Annotated in this window: 18 protein-coding genes; 8 read left to right on the top strand and 10 right to left on the bottom strand. The window is 42.1% G+C overall.

All coding sequences use genetic code 11. The annotated features are described in order from the left end of the window. Positions 1-157: 157 nt before the first annotated feature. From AN390_RS17010 to murB, 3 genes are read right to left on the bottom strand one after another with little or no spacing between them, the layout of a single operon-like run. Positions 158-883, bottom strand: a complete 726-nt coding sequence (locus AN390_RS17010) for a type III pantothenate kinase (RefSeq protein WP_055255461.1) — start codon at positions 881-883, stop codon at positions 158-160. Then, positions 880-1,872 (bottom strand): bifunctional biotin--[acetyl-CoA-carboxylase] ligase/biotin operon repressor BirA, encoded by a 993-nt coding sequence (gene birA / locus AN390_RS17005; RefSeq protein ID WP_055255460.1) that lies wholly within the window; start codon positions 1,870-1,872, stop codon positions 880-882. The genes AN390_RS17010 and birA overlap by 4 nt, the downstream gene beginning before the upstream one ends. Beyond that, the gene (gene murB, locus AN390_RS17000) at positions 1,872-2,879 is read right to left on the bottom strand and encodes a UDP-N-acetylmuramate dehydrogenase (RefSeq protein WP_055255459.1); all 1,008 of its coding nucleotides are present in this window, start codon (positions 2,877-2,879) and stop codon (positions 1,872-1,874) included. The genes birA and murB overlap by 1 nt, the downstream gene beginning before the upstream one ends. 133 nt (positions 2,880-3,012) lie before the next feature. Here murB and AN390_RS16995 point away from each other — a divergent pair, with 133 nt between their 5' ends. Next, positions 3,013-4,857 carry a M1 family metallopeptidase gene (locus AN390_RS16995; RefSeq protein WP_029774313.1) on the top strand — a complete coding sequence of 615 codons (1,845 nt, stop codon included), beginning with the start codon at positions 3,013-3,015 and terminating at the stop codon, positions 4,855-4,857. 168 nt (positions 4,858-5,025) lie between these two features. Here the strand turns inward: AN390_RS16995 and AN390_RS16990 are convergent, their stop codons facing one another. Then, complete coding sequence (locus tag AN390_RS16990) at positions 5,026-5,637, bottom strand: DUF2057 domain-containing protein (RefSeq protein WP_055255458.1); 612 nt, start codon at positions 5,635-5,637, stop codon at positions 5,026-5,028. Between the two features lie 88 nt (positions 5,638-5,725). Here AN390_RS16990 and AN390_RS16985 point away from each other — a divergent pair, with 88 nt between their 5' ends. The 3 genes from AN390_RS16985 (at position 5,726) to AN390_RS16975 (ending at position 9,246) form a co-directional block, all read left to right on the top strand. Next, positions 5,726-6,097 carry a histidine triad nucleotide-binding protein gene (locus AN390_RS16985; protein ID WP_004587493.1) on the top strand — a complete coding sequence of 124 codons (372 nt, stop codon included), beginning with the start codon at positions 5,726-5,728 and terminating at the stop codon, positions 6,095-6,097. A 219-nt stretch (positions 6,098-6,316) separates the two neighbouring features. Continuing rightward, the gene (locus AN390_RS16980) at positions 6,317-6,973 is read left to right on the top strand and encodes a response regulator transcription factor (protein WP_004587492.1); all 657 of its coding nucleotides are present in this window, start codon (positions 6,317-6,319) and stop codon (positions 6,971-6,973) included. A 116-nt stretch (positions 6,974-7,089) separates the two neighbouring features. Continuing rightward, entirely contained in the window at positions 7,090-9,246 is a 2,157-nt protein-coding gene (locus AN390_RS16975) for an ATP-binding protein (protein WP_055255457.1), read from the top strand. A gap of 28 nt (positions 9,247-9,274) precedes the next feature. On the opposite strand, the gene AN390_RS16970 is transcribed toward AN390_RS16975, so the two are convergent. From AN390_RS16970 to AN390_RS16960, 3 genes are all read right to left on the bottom strand, one after another. Next, a complete protein-coding gene (locus AN390_RS16970) occupies positions 9,275-10,693 on the bottom strand; it encodes a mannose-1-phosphate guanylyltransferase/mannose-6-phosphate isomerase (protein ID WP_055255468.1) in 1,419 nt (472 codons plus the stop codon). Positions 10,694-10,761: 68 nt separating this feature from the next. Next, on the bottom strand, positions 10,762-11,535 hold the full coding sequence (locus AN390_RS16965; protein WP_055255456.1) for an amidohydrolase: 774 nt from the start codon (positions 11,533-11,535) through the stop codon (positions 10,762-10,764). Continuing rightward, entirely contained in the window at positions 11,523-12,665 is a 1,143-nt protein-coding gene (locus tag AN390_RS16960; protein WP_055255455.1) for a methionine aminotransferase, read from the bottom strand. Before AN390_RS16960 ends, AN390_RS16965 begins: the two co-directional genes overlap by 13 nt. A 212-nt stretch (positions 12,666-12,877) precedes the next feature. Here AN390_RS16960 and AN390_RS16955 point away from each other — a divergent pair, with 212 nt between their 5' ends. The 3 genes from AN390_RS16955 to AN390_RS16945 are packed head-to-tail and all read left to right on the top strand — an operon-like array spanning position 12,878 to position 14,723. Then, a complete protein-coding gene (locus AN390_RS16955) occupies positions 12,878-13,501 on the top strand; it encodes a methylthioribulose 1-phosphate dehydratase (RefSeq protein ID WP_004587487.1) in 624 nt (207 codons plus the stop codon). Continuing rightward, complete coding sequence (gene mtnC / locus AN390_RS16950) at positions 13,501-14,184, top strand: acireductone synthase (RefSeq protein WP_055255454.1); 684 nt, start codon at positions 13,501-13,503, stop codon at positions 14,182-14,184. The genes AN390_RS16955 and mtnC overlap by 1 nt, the downstream gene beginning before the upstream one ends. Continuing rightward, positions 14,181-14,723 carry an acireductone dioxygenase gene (locus tag AN390_RS16945; protein WP_024033953.1) on the top strand — a complete coding sequence of 181 codons (543 nt, stop codon included), beginning with the start codon at positions 14,181-14,183 and terminating at the stop codon, positions 14,721-14,723. The genes mtnC and AN390_RS16945 overlap by 4 nt, the downstream gene beginning before the upstream one ends. A 48-nt stretch (positions 14,724-14,771) precedes the next feature. Here AN390_RS16945 and mtnA read toward each other — a convergent pair whose 3' ends face one another. Next, positions 14,772-15,797 (bottom strand): S-methyl-5-thioribose-1-phosphate isomerase, encoded by a 1,026-nt coding sequence (mtnA, locus tag AN390_RS16940; RefSeq protein ID WP_054983619.1) that lies wholly within the window; start codon positions 15,795-15,797, stop codon positions 14,772-14,774. A 128-nt stretch (positions 15,798-15,925) separates the two neighbouring features. On the opposite strand from mtnA, the gene mtnK reads away from it, so the two are divergent. Continuing rightward, the gene (gene mtnK, locus AN390_RS16935) at positions 15,926-17,143 is read left to right on the top strand and encodes an S-methyl-5-thioribose kinase (RefSeq protein WP_055255453.1); all 1,218 of its coding nucleotides are present in this window, start codon (positions 15,926-15,928) and stop codon (positions 17,141-17,143) included. A 36-nt stretch (positions 17,144-17,179) separates the two neighbouring features. Here mtnK and AN390_RS16930 read toward each other — a convergent pair whose 3' ends face one another. Together AN390_RS16930 and AN390_RS16925 are read right to left on the bottom strand one after the other, a co-directional pair. Continuing rightward, a complete protein-coding gene (locus tag AN390_RS16930; protein ID WP_004587481.1) occupies positions 17,180-18,661 on the bottom strand; it encodes an FMN-binding glutamate synthase family protein in 1,482 nt (493 codons plus the stop codon). Positions 18,662-18,756: 95 nt separating this feature from the next. After that, on the bottom strand, positions 18,757-20,535 hold the full coding sequence (locus AN390_RS16925; RefSeq protein ID WP_055255467.1) for a DUF885 family protein: 1,779 nt from the start codon (positions 20,533-20,535) through the stop codon (positions 18,757-18,759). Positions 20,536-20,879 lie beyond the last annotated feature (344 nt).

Raw genomic sequence — 20,879 nt, 5'->3', positions numbered from 1 at the left:
CCTACTGATTACAAGTCAGTTGCTCTACCAGCTGAGCTAAGTCGGCACTGCTTTAGTACGGGGCGAGATATTAGAGTAAGGTTTATTATGATGCAACTATAAAATTAAAAAAAATGTAATTTTTTAGCTTAAATGCTCACAATTCATGCAAAAGTGCTTAATTTTGCTGTTTTTCGTCGTTTTTACTTAGCTCATGCCAATAATTTAATCCTTTCATAACCAATAAAGAATCAAAAATACTGCCACCTATTTGTTGCTGTAACAGCAAACCGTAACCACCGGCGCACAAAATTTGTGGTTTTTGTTCGCCTGTTACGTGTTTAAGTTGGTATTTGGCCTGTTCAATAGCGCCTAATGTTGCCACCAGCGCGCCATTTTTTAATCCGTTGGGTGTGTTTTTACCTAGCTCGTTTAAAAAGGGGGTATTGGCATCATCAAACACGCGCTGAGTATTTTGTGTTAATGAGCGAGTCATTAAATCAAGGCCGGGCAATATCCAGCCCCCTAAGTGCTCGCCTTCGCCGCTCAGTACATCAATAGTGGTTGCAGTGCCAGCATCAACAATAATACTCGCTCTATTTGGGTAAAGTGTAAAACCTGCCACCAGCGCAAGCCAGCGATCAATACCTAAATTGCTAACCTGTTCATATGCGCAGATTAAGCCACTGAGATTTTTACTAACATGCGCCTCAAAACACGGAATACTTTTTTTGGCGGCTAATGTGAGCGCGTCATTTAATAATTCACTGTTACCTACACAAGCATACACAACCTCAGTTATTGCTTGCCACGGCACGTCGCTCATAGAAACGGGCGTTGCTTGTTGCTCGCGCCATAAGGCCGCTTTTAATGACGTATTACCCACATCTATTAGCAGTTTCATAATTCGGCCTTTCTTAACGAGATTTCGCCGCCATAGTAACTTTTAACTTCGCCGTCTTGGCGAATACGTATTCCGCCGTGCTGATCAATACCCTCACAAATACCCCGCCAGCTTCTGTGCCCCGTATTTAGCTCTACGCATTCTCCTGCAAAGGCGTTTAGGGCGTTCCACTGTGCGTACATACTATTTAGCCCGTCTTGCTGGTAATCTGCCAAACGCTGCTCTAAATAAAAGGTAAGCGAAGCAACTAACTGGTTTTTATCAAGCGCGGTGGTGTGTTGGCTTAAATCGGTCCATGCTTGGTCAATGTGTTCGCTGGTGTTTTGCGGCATGTGTAGATTTATGCCAATACCAATGACTAGCTGACAAGGGCCTTGCGGTTGCCCATCTAGCTCAACTAATACTCCGGCTAGTTTTTGCTTATTTATGTATATATCGTTTGGCCATTTAAGTTCAATGTCTATATCGTAAAGTGCTTTTATAGCATCGTATACCGCAAGCCCTACTGCAATTGATACACCCATAGCAGCTTGCAGGCCATCATCTAAGCGCCAAAAATAACTGTAATATAAATTGGCGCCAAATGGAGATTGCCATACCCGCCCTCGCCTTCCGCGCCCGGCTTGCTGCATTTCGGCAACCACAACAGTGCCAGACTCAAGCGCGACTTTATTTTGAATACGGCGCATTAGTTCGCTGTTGGTTGAATCTATAATAGGGTGTACTTCTACTTGGGCTGTATTGGCACCTAATGCGTGGTAATGTTTGGTTATATCGGCTTGGTTTAGCAATCCCACCGCATTGTTTAAACTGTAACCTTTACCCGTCACTTTAAATATATCGAGCCCCATGCCTTGCAGTGTTTGAATATGTTTACTCACTGCAGCACGGCTTATACCCAGCTGCTCGCCAAGGACTTGGCCCGATACAAAGCCACCTTGGTTAAGTGCATTTAATATAGCTAGTTTATTTCCATCTGGTGCTTTCATTACGCGTGCTCCGTAATAATATGGCATTCACTCTTTGTGTTTATAAGCCTTACTTCGTGCTCTAGCATTATGCCGTAACGTGTAAACACAGTATTTTGTATATGCGTGATCATAGTGATTAAATCGCGCCCTTTACTATCACCATGATTAACTAATACCAGCGCCTGTTGCTGGTGCACCTCAATCCCTGCTACTGTAAAGCCCTTCAAGCCCGCTTGGTCAATTAGCCAACCTGCCGCCACTTTGTGATGGTTTTCCCCATAGGGGTAATGCGGTAAATCACCAAACCGCACAAGCAGCGCTTCTAAACGCGCATTGCTAATAATCGGATTTTTAAAAAAACTACCCGCATTGGCTAAAGTGTATGGGTTTGGCAGCTTAGCGTTACGAATTTCAATAACCTGCTCAAATACCATTTTAGGGGTGGGATTTTGCAATACTTTGAGTGGGCCATAACTTAAAACTGGCTGCCACATTTTAGGGAGCGCTAAATTAACTTGAGTGATCACCGCTTTGTTTTTTAAAGCATGTTTAAAAATAGAGTCACGATAAGCAAACTCACACTGTGCGTTAGTTAAAGTCACCTTGGTTTTTGTGGCAATATCAATGTATTCAACCGACTCTACAAATTGGGCAAGCTCAACACCATAAGCACCAATGTTTTGTACCGGCGACGCCCCAACAGTGCCCGGAATAAGCGCTAGGTTTTCAAGCCCTGAAATATTTTTATCAAGTAAATAGCTTACTAGGTTATGCCAGTTCTCGCCCGCAGCTGCACTCACTAGTACGTCATTTTCACGCTCGGTAATAGTAATGCCCTTAGTGGCCATTTTAATTACGGTGCCTGCGTAGTTTTCTAAAAATATTGTGTTGCTACCTTCCCCTAATAAACAAAACGGTGCACTAAAACGGTGTGCTTTAAGTTGCTCAACCGAGGTTATTTCAACAAAATGCTGGCATTGATTATTTAGTGCAAAGGTATGTAAAGGTTTTAATGAGTGCGCCACAAAGGTCTCTGAGTGTACTGGTAACTAATCGCAGTAGTTTACCTTATTGTCGCAAAGAATGTAAAAATCACTCAACCCGCTGTATCAATCATGATATAAAACCTGCACTTATTATTAGTGTTCAGGGTATTTTATGAAAATTAAACCTCTTTTTTTAAGCCTCGCTATGGCCGGTATGTGCTCGCAAGCAATGGCAAACGCGATTGATCAAAACTCATACGCCAACCTAGATGATGTGGTAACAACACACTTAAACCTTGATTTAGATGTCGATTTTGCCGACAAGCAATTAGAAGGTTTTGTTGAGCACACGCTAAAGTGGAACAATGACACGAGTAAAAAGCTGGTACTTGATACCCGCGACTTAGACATTGATAAAGTAATGTACCAAGACACCTCGGGCGATTGGCACAAAGCTAAATTTACACTGGCAGATCGCGATGATGTTAAAGGCTCAAAACTAACAATTACTTTAAAAAGCCAAGCGCCAAAAGTACGTATTTACTACAACAGCCGCCCAGAAGCATCTGGCCTGCAATGGTTAACACCAGAGCAAACAGCCAGCAAAACGCACCCGTTTATGTACAGCCAATCGCAGGCTATTCACGCTCGTAGCTGGTTACCAGTACAAGATACCCCTGCCATGCGCGTTACTTACTCTGCCCGTATTCATACACCAAAAGATATACGTGCCGTAATGAGCGCCGATAACAAAGACGCACTATACAAAGATGGCGACTACCACTTTGAAATGCCACAAGCTATTTCGCCGTACTTAATTGCGATTGGTGCAGGTAATTTAGAATTCAAAGCCATGTCAAAACAAACTGGTATATTTGCCGAGCCTGAAATTTTAGACGCTTCGGTTGCCGAGTTTAACGACACCCAAGCCATGATCGACAAAACCAACGAAATGTATGGTGAGTATGCATGGGGCCGTTACGATTTATTAATGTTACCGCCTAGCTTTCCGTTTGGTGGTATGGAAAACCCGCGTCTTTCGTTTATTACCCCTACCGTAGTTGCTGGCGATAAAAGCTTAGTAAACCTTATTGCGCATGAGCTTGCACACTCTTGGTCTGGTAACTTAGTTACCAACGCTACGTGGGAAGATTTATGGTTAAACGAAGGTTTTACCTCTTACGTTGAAAACCGCATCATGGAAGAAGTGTTTGGCCGCGACCGCGCCGTAATGGAGCAAGCTTTAGATGCAGCAGGCTTACGTGCTCAGCTTAAAACCATTGATGCACCCGATACGCGCCTTAATTTAAAACTTAATGGCCGCGATCCAGATGATGCATTTAGCTCAGTGCCATACACTAAAGGGCAGCTATTTTTAATCTACCTAGAAGAAAAATACGGCCGTGATAAGTTTGATGACTTTGTTAAGACCTACTTTAATGAGTTTGCATTTAAATCACTGACTACTGCGCAATTTGTTACTTACTTAAAAGCTAACTTAATTGAAAAATATCCAGGCGTTGTAAGCATGGATAAAGTGAATGAGTGGATTTTTGAGCCAGGTTTACCAAGCGATGCACCTAACCCCACATCGGATGCGTTTGATAAAGTAGATACAGCAAGCGCAGCATGGTTAAAAGGTGAAACAAGCGCAGCACAATTACCTACGGCTCAGTGGACAGTGCACGAATGGTTACACTTTTTAAATAACCTACCACGTGATTTAAGCTTAGATAAAATGAGCGAGCTTGATAAGCAATTTAACTTAACGCAATCAACCAATGCAGAGCGCGCGTTTGCATGGTTTATGTTAGCGGTAGGTAATGGTTACCAACCTATTTACCCAGCGCTTGATAAGCATTTATCAGGTATTGGCCGCCGTAAATTAATTGTGCCGTTATACAAAGCACTTATTAAAAATGGTAAGCGTGAGTGGGCACACGATGTATACATCAAAGCACGCCCAGGCTACCACCCGCTAGCACAAGGCACCATTGACGCTTTATTTGATAAATAAGCAACCTGTGCCACCCCAAAAGGTATTCACACCTTAAGGGTAAAACAGCAAAACCATTAAAAAAGGCCGATTTATCGGCCTTTTTTAATACTGTAATTTTCTCAAACTAAAAACTGTAACTAAGTTCAGCGCAGTTAGCGCTTAAAATTAGTAGCTGAGATAAGTTTATTATTCAGCGCCTTGGTTCGTTACCTTTTCTAAAAAGGCCTTTCGCTCAGCAATCGTGGCTTGCTGCCACCAAAATTCTAGCATTTGCGGTGCACTTGGCATGCCTTTGCCATTAATAGGCGCAAGAGGCTTTATAGGTTGGCTTGGACGCGTTGGACCCGCTGGCACCGTATTTTGTAAAGTAGGCTTTTGACTTGCAAGCTGTGTATTTGAAATAACACTAAGCGGCTGTGCCACAGACGCGCCCTTTGCTTTTAAACTTACCTGTGGTGCCTCAGCAAATATTTTCGCTGATACCGCGTTATCGGCACGATTAAACACCATGTCGTAGTCTTTGTTATCGTCAATAGTAATATCTACCCAAAACGGTTCAGACTCTATTACCTCATGATCGTCAAAGCCTAGCTCGTATAAATCGGTGTATTTTAATTTTAATCGATAAGACCCTGGGGCAAGTTCAATGTCGTCAACGCGGCTAAATAAAGAGCTTTCAATCACTCTTTCGCCGACTTGTAAAGGCACTAACTCTTCAGGAAAGTGAATATTTCCGGCACTTACTGACATACTCATCAATAGTCCCGCAGCTGCAGTTATTAACATTGGTTTACGCATAAAAACTCCTTTATTTGTTTTGAGTTTGACACTGCAAACAAAATTTGTCATTAGTGACTTTAAATTCAACCCTTACACTGAAACGATTATGAGCACAGAAACAATATTTACAAAAATTATTAACCGCGAAATTCCTGCCGACATTATTTACGAAGACGACACCACCCTTGCATTTAAAGATATAAACCCGCAAGCCCCTTTTCATGTGTTAATTATTCCAAAAAAAGCAATTGCCACTATCAATGATATTAACAGCGAAAACTCACACTTAGTTGGAAATTTATACGAGGTTGCTGCTAAATTAGCCAAGCAATTTAACTTTAGTGACGATGGCTACAGAGTAGTAATGAACTGCAATAAACACGGCGGGCAAACCGTCTATCACATACATTTACATATGCTTGCAGGCAAAGAAATGGGCTGGCCTCCGTATCAAGAAGCTAAAAAATTAAAAATTTAATAATAAAAATTCACTGGAATTATTAGTATTTAGCTAGTTACAAATGTTATGGTTTATCATGTATATAAAGTGAAAAATAATTACTTATTTGCAACATTTTATGTTTAAATAATCGTAAAATCGTACTTGTTCACAAGGCGAAACCCGACTTTCTAATACAAAAGGTGTGGAAGTCGTGATAAACTTAACTAGTCAGCTTTATAAAAAGAGTATAAAAACATGAGCAGTTCAGCCTTTTTGTTATTAGATCAAGAGCCAATTAACACCATTGGCATTAACGTTTTAGAACCTTTGTTAAAAACGCAAGGCCTTGACGTAACCACGGGTACAAATATTTTAGATGTACCAGAAGGGACTCGATTACTGTTCATTGAAACATCAAGTAACGATGCATGGGGTAAACTAAAAGAACAGCTAGTTAACCTGCGCACCAAGTGCGATATCGTATTATTTAACCTAGACGAAAACCCAGAGCTCGCTAACCGCGCGCTGTTGAGCGGTATTCGTGGCGTGTTTTATACGACAGATAACGCTGATGTATTAATGAAAGGTATTCGCTTACTTTTAGAAGATCAGCTTTGGTACAGACGTGACATTATGTGTAATGCATTAAACCGCATGCTGCAGTTTAATAAAGACGCACTACACAAGCTGACCGAAGGCGATATAGAGCCAATTAAACTCACTAAACGAGAAAAAGCAATAATCTCGTTAATGAGTAAGGGTTCTAAAAACAAAGAAATTGCTGAAGATTTAAGCATCAGCCCGCACACAGTTAAAACACATTTATACAGCGCATTTAGAAAAACTAAATGTCGTAACCGTATTGAGCTACTATCTTGGGCTCAACAAAACATTCCAGACGAAATTCGTTAATCAATTTCGTAATTTAAAAACAGGCACTTATGGTGCCTGTTTTTGTTTATGCCGCATGCTTGTTAAATTAATCGCTTTTTATTACTCTATTTAAAGTACCCATTGCTGGAACCTCTATGCTCGACTCATTTACCCTCTTTTTTGCCAGCATTGCCGTTATTATTGTAATGACCCTTCTTAACTTTTTAACTTGGCGTACCAACAAAAGTACCCCAGGTACTCTGCTTTATATTTTTTACCCGGTTTTATTACTAGGCGCAGTAATTGGCTTTACGCTGATTGGTAAAACGCACAACCTTATTGTGATTAGTATTGCCAGCAGTATGATGTTTGGCGCATCAATTGTGCACAGCTTGGCTATATGCCAATTTTTAGATTATCGGGGTATTGGGTTTAAGCTACTATGCTCCTTTACCACGTTTAGCGCAGTAATGTTGGGATATTATTCTTTTATTGACCCTTCTTTACGCGAGCGAATTTACGTCTCGGATGTACAGCACATTGCAGAAGCCGCTTTTTTGCTGTTTTTATTTATTAAATATGCTCGAAAGCCCTATCCTAACGGTACTATTGTTTATATTTTAATATTAACTTTAGTTGGCCTGAGCTTTATTAGCCGCTCACTATTTATGGTTAATATTGAACAACCCCTGCTATTGCAAAGCCCATGGTTTAGCAGCTTACTGTTTTTAAATGGCGTTATTGCACCTATGTTTTATGCCGCTGGTATGGCGCTTTTGTGTAATGAACGCAGAGAAAAAAACCTTAACAAGCTGGCCGACAAAGCCCAAAAAGATTTAGAAATTAGAGGCCTGTTTTTATCAACGATTAGCCATGAAATTCGCACCCCCCTTAATGGCATATTAGGCAGCGCCCAATTGGTTATGAACCAAAGCACCGACACCCGCAATAAAGCCTATTGTGAGGCCATCATTAATTCAGCCGAGTCATTAAATTTACTGGTTGATAAAGTGCTCGACTACGCAAGCCTAGATCAAAGTGATGAAGCACTTTACGAAGAAGACATTGAATTTAAAACCTGGTTAAACAATTTGTGTTTATTACTCAGCCCATTGGCGGAGCAAAAGCAGCTTAAGTTTGAACTGGTATGTAATATCCCTGAACAAGCCTGTTACTACTGCGATCAGCAAAAATTAAGGCAAATTATTATTAACCTTGTTGGTAACGCCATTAAGTTTACCGACCACGGTATAGTAAAAATTCAGGTTGATTTAATAAGCGACAGGCAGCTTGAGCACACCATAAAAATTAGCGTTAAAGACTCAGGCCCTGGTATCGAAAAAGACGAAATAGCCTACTTAACCGAACCCTATGTACAAAGTAGCGCCGGCAAAGAAAAAGGCGGCACCGGCCTTGGGCTTGCCATCACCAGCCGCTTACTAGAAAAGCTAGGCAGCCGCTTAGAAATAACCAGTCAACTAGGCACTGGTAGCGTATTTAGCTTTACTACCACCTTTACTCTAGGGGAACTTAGTTTGGTAGAGCAGCGACATCAAAACAAAGACTACTTAACCGGCCTTGAAGTACTGCTAGTCGAAGATTTAGATTTAAATCAAAAAATTGCCATTGAATTTATGGCCGAAGATGAGCATAAAATAAAGCTCGCCAAAGATGGCAAAAGCGCTATTGAACTGCTGCAAACGCATCACTTTGACGTTATTTTACTGGATATGAACCTGCCAGACTTTACCGGCCAAGAAGTATTAAAACGTTTGCAGCGTTTGGAGCATAAAAACCAGCGCACGCCCGTACTGGCCTTTACAGCAAGCTTAAGCCCTGACGAGGTAAAAGAATACTTAGCCCTGGGAATAAAAGACATAGTAGGCAAACCAATTAAGCAGCAAAAGCTTCGCCAAGCACTGAGTGATTCACAATCCAATCAAACTGCAAATATAGCTGTAGAGCTAGTAGATACCTTATACGACGAAACCGCAGCAGAAACGCTAACTAGCTCATTTAGTGAGGATGAAGTGTCGTCGATTTACAATGAATTTGTACTCTCAGCACGGACTAAACTAACCCGATGCCAAGAACTTATTGACCAGCAACCAGAGCAGTGCATTAAATTATTGCACCGCCAAGCAAGCACCGCGCTGCAATTAGGCTTTAACCGTTACGGTATTGAGCTTAAAAAAATAGAGCGCCGCTTGCTTGATAACAAACCCCATAACAACCTGTTAGATGAGGCGTTAGAGCTATGGCAGCGAAGCCTAGAACAATACTTAAAGTATGTGCGCGGGCAGTTGAGTTAATGGGCTTTTCTATTGCAGATTAAGCTGTTTACTCCCTTCCATACTTATCATCAAATCGCTCTATGTCACTTTCATCTAGTACGGCGCCAGTTTGTACTTCAATGACAATTAGCGGCTCTTTTTGATTGTTCGCTAAGCTGTGTATTTGTTTTGCTGCAATGTAGCACGATTGGTCGTGGCTAAGTGTTAATTCTTGCTTATCAATACGTACATCAGCAATACCCGATACCACCACCCAATGCTCTGCACGATGCTGATGACGCTGCGTTGAAAGTTTAGCAGCGCTGTTTACGGTTATTTTTTTAACTTTAAACCCTGCCCCTGTTACTAAAGTGCGGTAATTGCCCCATGGCCGATACACAACCTGATGGTGATTGAGTTTATCACTTTGGCTAACCGCTAATTGCTTGAGCAATAAAGGCAGACCATCGAGCTTGTTTTTATTGGCAACGAGGGTGGCATCGTGGGTATGAATAATAGCTAAGTCGCTAACCCCAAGGGTAGCAACGCTGTGATCGTTTTCGCTTAAAACAAAATTATTAGTACTATTTTGCGCGCTATGGCTGTCGTTTTCATTATTGCCATGTGCATCTTTTTTAATAAGGCTAGCCAAAGCACCAAAGCTGCCTACATCACTCCAATTAAGAGCAACAGGCAGCACTGCTACATTATTGCTACGCTCTAAAATGGCGTAATCGATAGAGTCACTTGGGCAGTTTTCAAGTGGCTCACTTACCGGCCTTGTAAACCCTAAATCGTCAGAGAAATTAGCCGCCGCGCTTACACTGTGTGCAATTTTTGGGGCAAAGCGTTCTAGTTCATTTAAATAGGCTTGTGGTGTAAATAAAAACATCCCGCTATTCCAGCTATAACCGCCTTGAGTTAAATAATGCTCAGCGGTAGCCAAGCTTGGCTTCTCTTTAAACTCAGCCACTTTATAGCAATTTGAGCCTGCTATTTTACTACCTTGCTTAATGTAGCCAAACCCAGTGTGGGGCTGTGTTGGTGTAATTGAAAACGTGACCAACATACCTTGCTGGGCTAATTCAATTGCATCATTTAGTTTAAGTGTGAGCTCAGTAAAGTTGGATATATGATGATCGGCAGGCATCACCAGTATTGGCCCGGTTATGCCTTGCTGTAAAGCGTAGTGTGCTGCCAGCGCAATAGCCGGCGCGGTACTTTTACCCTGCGGCTCTAACAAAAGTGCATGAGGAGCGGCCTGTGCACTTTGCTCAGCAGCAATAAAGCGGTGCTGTTCGTTACAAACAAGTATTGGCTTTGCAAACCCCTCGCCCGATACACGCGCTAACGTGCTTTGTAATAGTGAGTGTTTGTTATCAAGCAGAGGTAAAAATTGCTTAGGCATAGCTTGGCGAGACAGCGGCCATAACCGTGTGCCAATGCCGCCCGCTAAAATTACCGGTGTAATAAGTGTTGTATTCATAAAGCCGCCAATAAACATATCAGCGGCTATTTTAGCACTTTATTGGCTAGGCGCTAATGCTTAGCGATTTATACCAAGGTAAACGCGTCGGCATCTAAGTAAGCAGGAAACGAGGCTTTAAAATCATCGAGCGGTGCTTTTTCAAGTGTTACGGTAAGTAACTCTTGTGTATTGTCTTTTGCTTTGGCGATTGTATCGCCTTTAAAGTCGTATACAGCCGTGCCGCCATTGTGCGCAACACCATTGCCATCGTCGCCAACACGGTTAACGGCTACTACATAACATAGGTTTTCCATAGCGCGCGCCATTAATAGCGTATCCCAAATATGGCGACGAACCGCAGGCCAGTTTGCAACGTTTATCATTACGTCGTAATCATTATTGTTGCGCTGAAAAACCGGAAAGCGCAAGTCGTAACATACTTGCGGCAGTAACTTAAAACCGTTAATTTCAAACGTTTTACGCGCTTGCCCTGCGACAACGTAATCGCCCTCACTGCCTAAGCGAAATAAATGACGTTTATCGTAATAATTTACCTCGCCACTTGGCGTCACCCAATAAAAGCGATTCGCTTTTTTATCGCCTTGAGCAACCAAAACCGAACCTGCAATAACGGCTTTATGTTTATGTGCTTGGGTTTTTAGCCAGCTCAACACTTTGCCATTTTCGGGCTCTGCGCAATCAAGATTAATAGCAAAGCCTGTGGCGAAGGTTTCGGGTAGTAAAATTAAATCAGGTTGAGCGCTCATCGCTGCTAATTTTTTATCAAACATGGCTAAATTGGCGTCTTTATCAAGCCAATGCAGCGCACTTTGAACGAGTGTAAGCGTTAAAGTTGACATAATATTTGCGCGGCCTCTATTAAGGTTTCATCGTTTTTAGCAAAACACAGTCGAATCACTTTATCATTTGAGGGTTGCTTATAAAACACACTTAAAGGAATAGCAGCAACCCCGGCTTGCTCTACTAACCAGTGGCAAAAATCTACATCATTAAGATCAGACACTTCACTGTAATCGAGCAATAAAAAGTACGTACCTTGGCTTGGTAAAATATTAAAACGGCTGTCACTTAAGTGCTGCGCCAGTAAGTCGCGCTTTTGCTGATAAAAATTACTCAGCTCATCTACATGCTCGCCTTGTTGTTCAAGCATGTCGGCCAATGCGTGTTGTGCAGGTGTAAAGCTTGAAAAAGTAACATACTGGTGTATTTTTCTAAATTCAATAGCAAGCGGTGCAGGCGCAATACAGTACCCCATTTTCCAGCCGGTACTGTGAAACGTTTTGCCAAAGCTTGATATAACAAAGCTTTTTTCACGCAGCTGCTCATCACAAAGCATGCTTAAGTGCTTATCGCCATCAAAGGTAATGTGTTCGTAAACTTCATCACTTATTACATATAAATCGTGATCGCTTACTAACGATTTAAGCGCGTCTATATCATGGCTTTTAAGTATTTTTCCGCTTGGATTGTGTGGCGTATTAATAATTATAGCGCGCGTGCTTTTGCTCACTGCACTGCGAACAGCTTGCCAATCAATAGCATAATCGGGGGCATGCAATGCAATATGAACTGTTTTACCGCCAGCAAGCTCAATGGCAGGCTGGTAAGAGTCATAAGCAGGGTCAAACACAATGACTTCATCATCGGGGCGTACTATAGTTTGAATAGCCACAAATAATGCTTCGGTGGCGCCCGACGTTACCGTAACTTGCTCAGCTGCATCAATATTAGCCGCGTATTTACGCGAAACTAAATTTGCTATTTGTTGCTGTAAACGGGGCACACCACTGGATGGCGAGTATTGATTAACCCCTTGCTGAACATAAAAATTTAGCTGGTTTTTTAGTAATTTTGGCGCATCAAACTCAGGAAAACCCTGCGATAAATTTATTGCCGAATGCTGACTTGCCAAGCCACTCATTTGGCTAAATATACTAACACTTAAATTTGGTAATTTACTTTCAAACACGACAGGCCCTTAATGATGGTTTTGCGCTTAAAGCGATGCTATCATTGCTTAAAACAGAAGTATAGCCGTCTAAAATTAAATAGCTTTATATCAATTTGCTTAATTAACTGAGCTATTTTGAGGTAGCAAAAACGCAGCTCGCGTTTGGTTTAGCGCCTCAAACGCATTAAGTATTATTACGCATTGGTATTACACTCATTGGTGAGGAATGTATGCACAACAATACCGCTATTTCGCAACTTATTGAAGCCGGAAAATGGATCAGTCAAAAAGGGTGGGTTCCCGCCACCGGCGGAAATTTTTCGGCGCGCACCGCAACAGGGTATGTGGTTACCGCTAGCGGCTTTGATAAAGGTCAGCTCGGTACACACACATTCATTGAGCTTGATCATCAAGGTAATCGCACTAAAGGTGCTGGCAACCCATCGGCCGAAACGCAACTGCACCTAGGCATGTATAAGCTTATTCCGCACGCAAACGTGGTGCTGCATACTCACTCAGTAGCAGCCACCGTACTATCGCGTGTAATTAAAAGCCATGCATTAAATTTAAGCGGTTACGAAATGCAAAAGTCACTCAGTGGGGTAACCTCGCATTTAGATACGCTCAGCATTCCTATTTTTGAAAACGACCAAGACATAGACCGCTTAAGTTTGCTGCTTAGCGATCACCACTTACATACACCCATTGAACATGCAGTGTTAATTCGTGGGCATGGCGTTTATGTAGTAGGGCGTAATTACAAGCAAGCACTTCGCCATTTAGAAGGGTTAGAATTTTTATTTAGTTGCGAGCTGGAACGGTTAAAAATAGAAGGTATTGGGGCACAGCTATAATGATAAAAGCAATTTTAACTGATATTGAAGGCACCATAACACGTATCTCATTTGTAAAAGAGGTGCTGTTTCCGTATGCAGCCAAGCAACTAGCGACGTTTATGCGCTTAAACGAAAATAAACCCCATGTCGCTGAGCAAATAGCGGCTGTTAAAGCCATTATTAATGAGCCAGATGCCGATATAGAAAATGTCATTAGCGTGTTACTAAAGTGGATTGAAGAAGATAAAAAAATTACCCCTTTAAAGCAAATACAAGGGCTAATTTGGCAAACGGGCTACGAGCACGGTGATTTTAAAGGCCACCTATACGCAGATGCGATTGAGTTTTTACAAGCTCAGCACGCTCAAGGTACCGCACTTTATGTGTATTCATCAGGCTCGGTAAGGGCGCAGCAGTTACTCTTTAAATACAGTGAGTATGGCGATATTCGCCCCCTGTTTAACGATTTTTTTGATACCAAAGTCGGCGCAAAGCAAGAGCAAGCAGCCTATAACACTATCGTTAACCAGCTCCCTTTTAGTGCTAACGAAATCTTGTTTTTAAGTGATGTGGCAGGTGAGCTTGATGCAGCTAAAGCCGCAGGGCTTAAAACCTTGCACTTAATACGTGATGGCCAAGCACATAGCGCGCACCCATACGTACATGACTTTAGCACAGTTAAATTGGAGCAATTTGCATGAGCCAATTAACAATTTATGCTGACAACAATCCAAGTAATGCGCTGGTAAATACCTGCGATTTAAGCGAAATTACTCAGCAATTAGCAAAGGTAAATGTACGTTTTGAACAATGGCAAGCAACCGCACCCATTAATGAGCACACCACAAATGAGCAAATTATTGCAGCGTATAAAAATGATATAGCGCGCTTAAAAGCGCAAAATGGCTACCAAACGGTGGATGTTATTTCACTTGCAAAAGGTAATCCTGCAGCGGCACAAATGCGAGAAAAGTTTTTATTTGAGCACACCCATAGTGAAGACGAAGTTCGTTTTTTTGTAAAAGGCCAAGGGTTATTTTGCCTACATATTGATGCCAAAATTTACCAAGTATTATGCCAGCAAGGTGACTTAATTTCGGTCCCAACTCTTACCCCACATTGGTTTGATATGGGGAGCGACCCAGAATTTACCGCCATTCGATTATTTAATAATACCGAGGGCTGGGTTGCAAAAAGCACCGAGTCTGAAATTGCGAAGCAGTTTCCGTTGCTCGCATAGCAAAAGTAATACGCTCCACAAAGGGATAAGTGGAGCGCTGTTTTAAAACTACTTAAGCGCTGTTAAAGCGCCACTCTCTACATCACTTTTATTGTAAACACCGGTATCTAACACCCAAGCTGTTATTAGTTTTGCAGGTGTTACATCAAATGCGGGATTATACACATTGGCATTAGTGGGTGCCCACAGCGCCTCACCAAAACTGCCACTTACGCCGCGTACCTCTGCGCTATTTCGCTGCTCTATTGCTATATCGCTACCGCAAGCTGTTTGTGTATCAAGCGTAGTTAAAGGCGCGACAACATAAAAAGGAATATCATGAAAATGCGCCAATACAGCTAAATTATAAGTTCCCACTTTATTAGCAAAGTCGCCATTAGCAGCAATACGATCGGCGCCTACCACTATTTTATCTACCTTGCCTGCGGCCATTAAACTTGCTGCCATATTATCGCAAATAAGCGTATACGGTACTTGCCAGCGCTCAAGCTCGAACGCGGTTAAACGCCCGCCTTGCAACAAGGGCCGCGTTTCATCAACCCACACATGTATATTGCCGTGTTGTTGCTGCGCTTTGTAAATAACGCCTAATGCTGTACCAATACCAGCAGTCGCTAATGCGCCGGTATTACAATGGGTTAAAATATTGTCGCCGCTGTTTATAAGCTCAGCTCCGCGCGTTGCCATGCGCTCACATAGGGCAATGTCTTCAATAAAAAGGCGCTCTGCGCTGCACACCACTGCTGCTACAAAATCATCGCTTTTAAGGGCCTCTCTTAATGTAGCCATGCAATGCATTAAATTAACAGCGGTTGGCCTTGTGGCTTCAAGCTCATCAATTGCTTTTGCAAGCGCCGCTTGAGTTCCCCCCTGCTGCGCTAAATGAGCAACCAGCAAACTCGCACCTAAGCCTATTAATGGTGCGCCACGAATTTTTAAACTGATGATCAGCTCCTTCATCGTCTCAACACTATGGCATTCATGCCATACCTGCTGATGAGGAAGTAAATACTGGTCAAGCACACTTAATGTGCCGTTTTCATATTTTAAACTGCTTGCGATAAGGTTTTGCATGGTGAGGCTGCTTAAATAAAATGCGTAAGGGTATTTTACATCAGTTTGAATAACTCTCAAGTTAGACTTGTAGACATCTAAACATTTAAAGGTATAGAATGCCCAAAAAGGTTATTTGAGAACTCACTATGGCTAACTATGTCGCGTTTAATGCGCAGCGCGCAATTGAATATGTAAACTCGCTAATTGACTCTAAGCAGTATGATTTTTTTAATGCTGGCGCACACTTAACTGCGTACGAATTTGGTGACGGTAACCTTAATTTAGTATTTAGAATTAGCGATGAGCACCATAACAGCATTATTTTAAAGCAAGCACTGCCTTATGCTCGTTGTGTAGGTGAATCATGGCCGCTCACGCTTGATAGAGCCCGTATTGAGGCGCAAGTGTTACTTAACCATGGCGCTATTTGCCCACAAAACACCGCTAAAGTACTGCACTATAACCAAGCTTACGCACTTACTATTTTAGAAGATTTAGGTCACTTAAAAATATTGCGCACTGCGCAAAATAACGCGGAGCAATTTCCTAAGTTAGCCGAGCACGTAGCTACGTATTTAAGCCATACCGGGTTTTATAATTCAGATTTTTACCTAACCGCCCAGCATAAAAAGGCCCTCGTACAGCAATTTACTAACCCTGAGCTTTGCCAAATTACAGAAGATTTATTTTTTAGCGATCCGTATACAGATCACGAACGCAATCACTTTGACGAGCAACTTACTACACATGTACACGCTTTGCGTGATAACACGGCACTTAAGTTAGAAGTTGCGAAATTAAAAGCTAATTTTTTATCTAACCCGCAAACATTGCTGCACGGCGATATGCACAGCGGCAGTATTTTTGTAGATACCAATACCACTAAAGTGATTGACCCCGAGTTTGGCTTTTTTGGCCCTGTTGGTTTTGATATAGGCTCTTTTATTGGCAATTTACTATTAAATTACTGCGCACAAGCAGGGCATATTGAAGAGTTTGTAGCACGGCGAAACTATCAAACGCATTTACTTAGCTGCATTGTTGAAAGCTATAATTTATTTGAGCAACAATGGTTAACTTTAATTGCCAACCACAGCACAGATCACACCCTTAATACCGAGGGCTACCCACAGTACTTTATGAAAACCGTATTACAAGACGCCATAGGTTATTGTGGAACAGAACTAATTAGGCGCACCATAGGGCTCGCGCATGTGGTAGATATTGACAGCATTGAAGATGAAAATACGCGCCTTGCAGTACAAAAACAAACGCTGAGCTTAGGTGAGCAACTTATTTTAAATGCCAAAAGCTGCGACAACAAAGATGCCTTTTTTAGTTTATTAATAAGCCAACTAAATTAAAAAAGGCGCCAAAGCGCCTTTTTTATACTAATACCGTTATTGGTAGTTTTCGTAAATTTTATCGAGCGGCTCCGACAGCCCGCTTTCTTGCACTATACGCACGTGTTTACGCCTTAATTCCCGCGCACTCGTTACACCACATGAGTGGGCAATTAAGCCAGCGCCGTAATGAATATATTTATTATAATTGGCAACCCGCTGAGCTTTATCTGCAACATTTAAACCACGCTGTAGCCGCTCGTTATGGGTAGTTACACCGGTTGGGCAGGTGTCTTTATTACATTGCATGGCCTGTATACAGCCTAACGCAAACATATGACCACGCGCAGAAACAACAAAATCAGCACCCAAAGCAAGCGCCCATGCTACCTTAGAGGGCACAATTAACTTACCCGAAACAATGACTTTAACCCGCCCTGTTAAGCCGTGTTTTTCAAGCATATTAACAACCAGCGGTAAGCTTTCGCGCAGCGGTAAACCTACCGAATCTAATAAGGGTTGTGGCGCTGCGCCCGTACCGCCATCGGCACTATCAATAGTGATAAAATCCGGTGCTGATTCAAGCCCTCGGTGGTTTATTTCTGCAAATAGCGTTTCTAGCCATGTGTAATCACCAATAACGGCTTTAAAGCCGGTAGGTTTGCCTGTGGCGTTTCGCACTGTGGCAATCATATCTAATATGTCGCTTGGCTTTTTGATCTCTGGGTGCCCATTTGGGCTAATTGAATCTTTACCCTCAGGGATGCCCCTTATTTTAGCAATTTCAGCATTAACCTTTTTACCTGGTAACATACCGCCTTTACCTGGTTTGGCGCCCTGGCTTAATTTAAGCTCAAACATTTTTACGTTTTTATGCGCCGCAATTTCTTTAAGTTTATCAATACTTAAATTTCCAAGCTCGTCGCGCACACCATATTTAGCCGTACCAATTTGAAACACCAAATCGGCTCCGCCCTCTAAGTGATAAGGGCTTAACCCGCCTTCGCCGGTATTCATCCAGCAGCCGGCCAATTTTGCCCCTTTTGATAACGCTCTAACAGCCGGTTTTGAGAGCGCGCCGAAGCTCATTCCCGATATATTAAACAAGGAGTTAGTGGTGTACGGCGTTTTACAATAAGGGCCTAAAGTTACATTACTTGGGTCCAGCGCCTCTTCATCTAAGGTAGGAAAAGCACAGTTCATAAACATCACTGTACCTGTAACCTCTAAGCTTTGCGTGGAGCCAAATGCAGCGGTACGATCGACATCTTTTGCAGCGCGATACACCCAGCTGCGCTCTGCTCGGTTAAACGGCATTTCTTCTCTATCGAGGGCAAAAAAGTACTGCCTAAAAAACTCGCCTTGGCGCTCAAAAAAGTACCTAAAGCGACCAATAACCGGGTAATTTCGCCTAATTGCATGCTTTGTTTGAGTAATATCACGAAAATAAAAAACAATAACGGTAAGTACAATTAATCCTAATGCAACAATAAAAATACTCGCAAATACATCAATACTAAAAATAATAAAATCGCTCATCCAAGGCCCCTCGATGGCTGTTTTTAAAATAAAAAAGGTGTTGCGTCAAAATGACACAACACCTTTCGTTGTTCAAGGTTTATACCTTTAGATAATTAGCTTTGCGTGTTTTCAAGCTCAGCTTTTATATACAAACGAACTTGCTCTTCAAGCACTGATAACGGCACAGAACCATGACGCAATACTTGATGATGAAACTCACGAATATCAAAACGTGGCCCAAGCGCTTGCTCGGCCTCTGCGCGTAAACGCTTGATAGTCAGCTCGCCAATTTTGTACGACAAAGCTTGCCCCGGCCACGAAATATAGCGGTCGGTTTCGGTTTTAACATTGTGTAAGGAAAGCGCTGTGTTTTCGCTCATAAAGTTCATAGCGCGCTCGCGGCTCCAACCGTACATGTGCATACCTGTATCAACCACTAAACGAGCTGCACGCCACATTTCATAGGTTAAACGGCCAAATCGGCTGTATGGGTCTTGGTAAAAGCCTGCTTCTATACCTAAGTATTCAGAATAAAGCCCCCACCCTTCACCAAAAGCCGAAAGGTAGGCATCACGTCGGTAGCTTGGTAAGTTTTCAAGCTCTGCATTAAGCGATATTTGTAAATGATGCCCCGGTACGGCTTCGTGTAAGGTTAGCGCCTCTAATACATACAATGGGCGCTTATCTAGCGCATATGTATTTACCCAATAATAACCTGCTTGATCGCTTCGGCTTGAGCCAACATAGCGACCGGTTGTATATTTAGGGGCTATATTTGCAGGTACAGGTGCAACGCCATAGGGCATACGTGGCAGTGTATGAAATAACTTAGGCAGCTGCGCGTCCATTTTTTTAGCTATATAAGCAGCTTTTTTTAATAGCTGCTCTGGAGTGGTGGCGTAAAATTGCGGATCGGTACGTAAAAAGTGGATAAAATCGGCAAACGAGCCTTCAAAGCCTACTTCTTTAATTATTTCCTGCATTTCACTGCGGATACGCGCCACTTCAGATAACCCCAGCTGATGTATTTCATCAATGCTCATATTTGTGGTGGTGTAATACTGTGCGCGGTTTTTATAAAATGCCTTGCCATTAGGGGTTTGCGAAATACCAATCGTAGTGCGTGCACCTGGCTGATATTGCGTAGTAAAAAATGTTAAATACGCTTTGTAAGAGGCAATAACATCATTTTTTATGATGCGTTTAGCTTTTTGCTGTATCGCTTTAAAGTCGTTTTCACTTAGCCCTGCCGTGTTCGTTTTAAAAGGGGTGTAAAAGTCTGACTGCGTTACATCATCTACTATGTATGCGCTTATTGAGTCTTCATACCCGGCTAATACCGCTTGTGGTTGAGTAAGTCCCGTTTCGAGCCCCTTTTTCATCCAATGTATGTTTTGCTCAAAAAAGCGCGGCACTTGTTCAAGGCGGGCTAAATACGTTTCTAACTGTTGCGGTTGCTTGTACTGCGAACTATTAATCATATAAGACAAGCTAGAATGGAACCCATACTCAGAAGTTAGCGGCATGTAGTGCGCATTAAATACATATTCATCAACACTATTTTGTACTTGCGCACGAATAATACTGAGGTTAATACTGTTTTCACTTGAAAGCTCATCGCTATCAATTGCATCTAAACGACTTAATAATGCTGTTTTTTCCTCATATTGCCGCTTTAAAAATTCAGCCGATAAATTAGGTAATAAATAGCCATCAACCCCTTCAGGCTGAGTGTAGGGATTAACACGTTTGCGGTAATCAACAATACTTTGCGCCACTTGTTCAAATTGTGTGTTTGCGTTGGGGCTTGTTAATGTACATGCGCTTAGCGTGCCAAAAAGTGATAGCACAAGCAGTGTGCGGCAAATTCGCGGGGGTAAGGAATAATTCATTTTAGTTTTACTTAACCATACAATAGATTTCACAAAACTATCGTAGGCTGAGTAAATAGCAAGATAAATGCGATTAATCTCAATAACACACGCTTAATTGGAGCGCGTAAAATAAGCTGAACCCGCCTAAATTAAGCTAAATACGTGCTCTTTGATGATAAAATCAGCTATTAGGCAGCAAAAGTAAAAAATTAAGTTCACTAATACTGGTTTTTACTTTTAAATAGCCTGCTTAACGATTATTGTAGTAAAAAAATAATAAAGCTTGGATGCATTGCCGCCTCATTGAAGAGTTATTTTAATGTGTAATTTAATGCGTACTTAGTTGGTAGTTAAAATGATGT

This window comes from Pseudoalteromonas sp. P1-11, assembly GCF_001399995.1.
GTDB lineage: Bacteria > Pseudomonadota > Gammaproteobacteria > Enterobacterales > Alteromonadaceae > Pseudoalteromonas > Pseudoalteromonas atlantica.
Note: the sequence above shows the minus strand (reverse complement) of the source record. Positions and strands in the feature narration are given on the sequence as shown.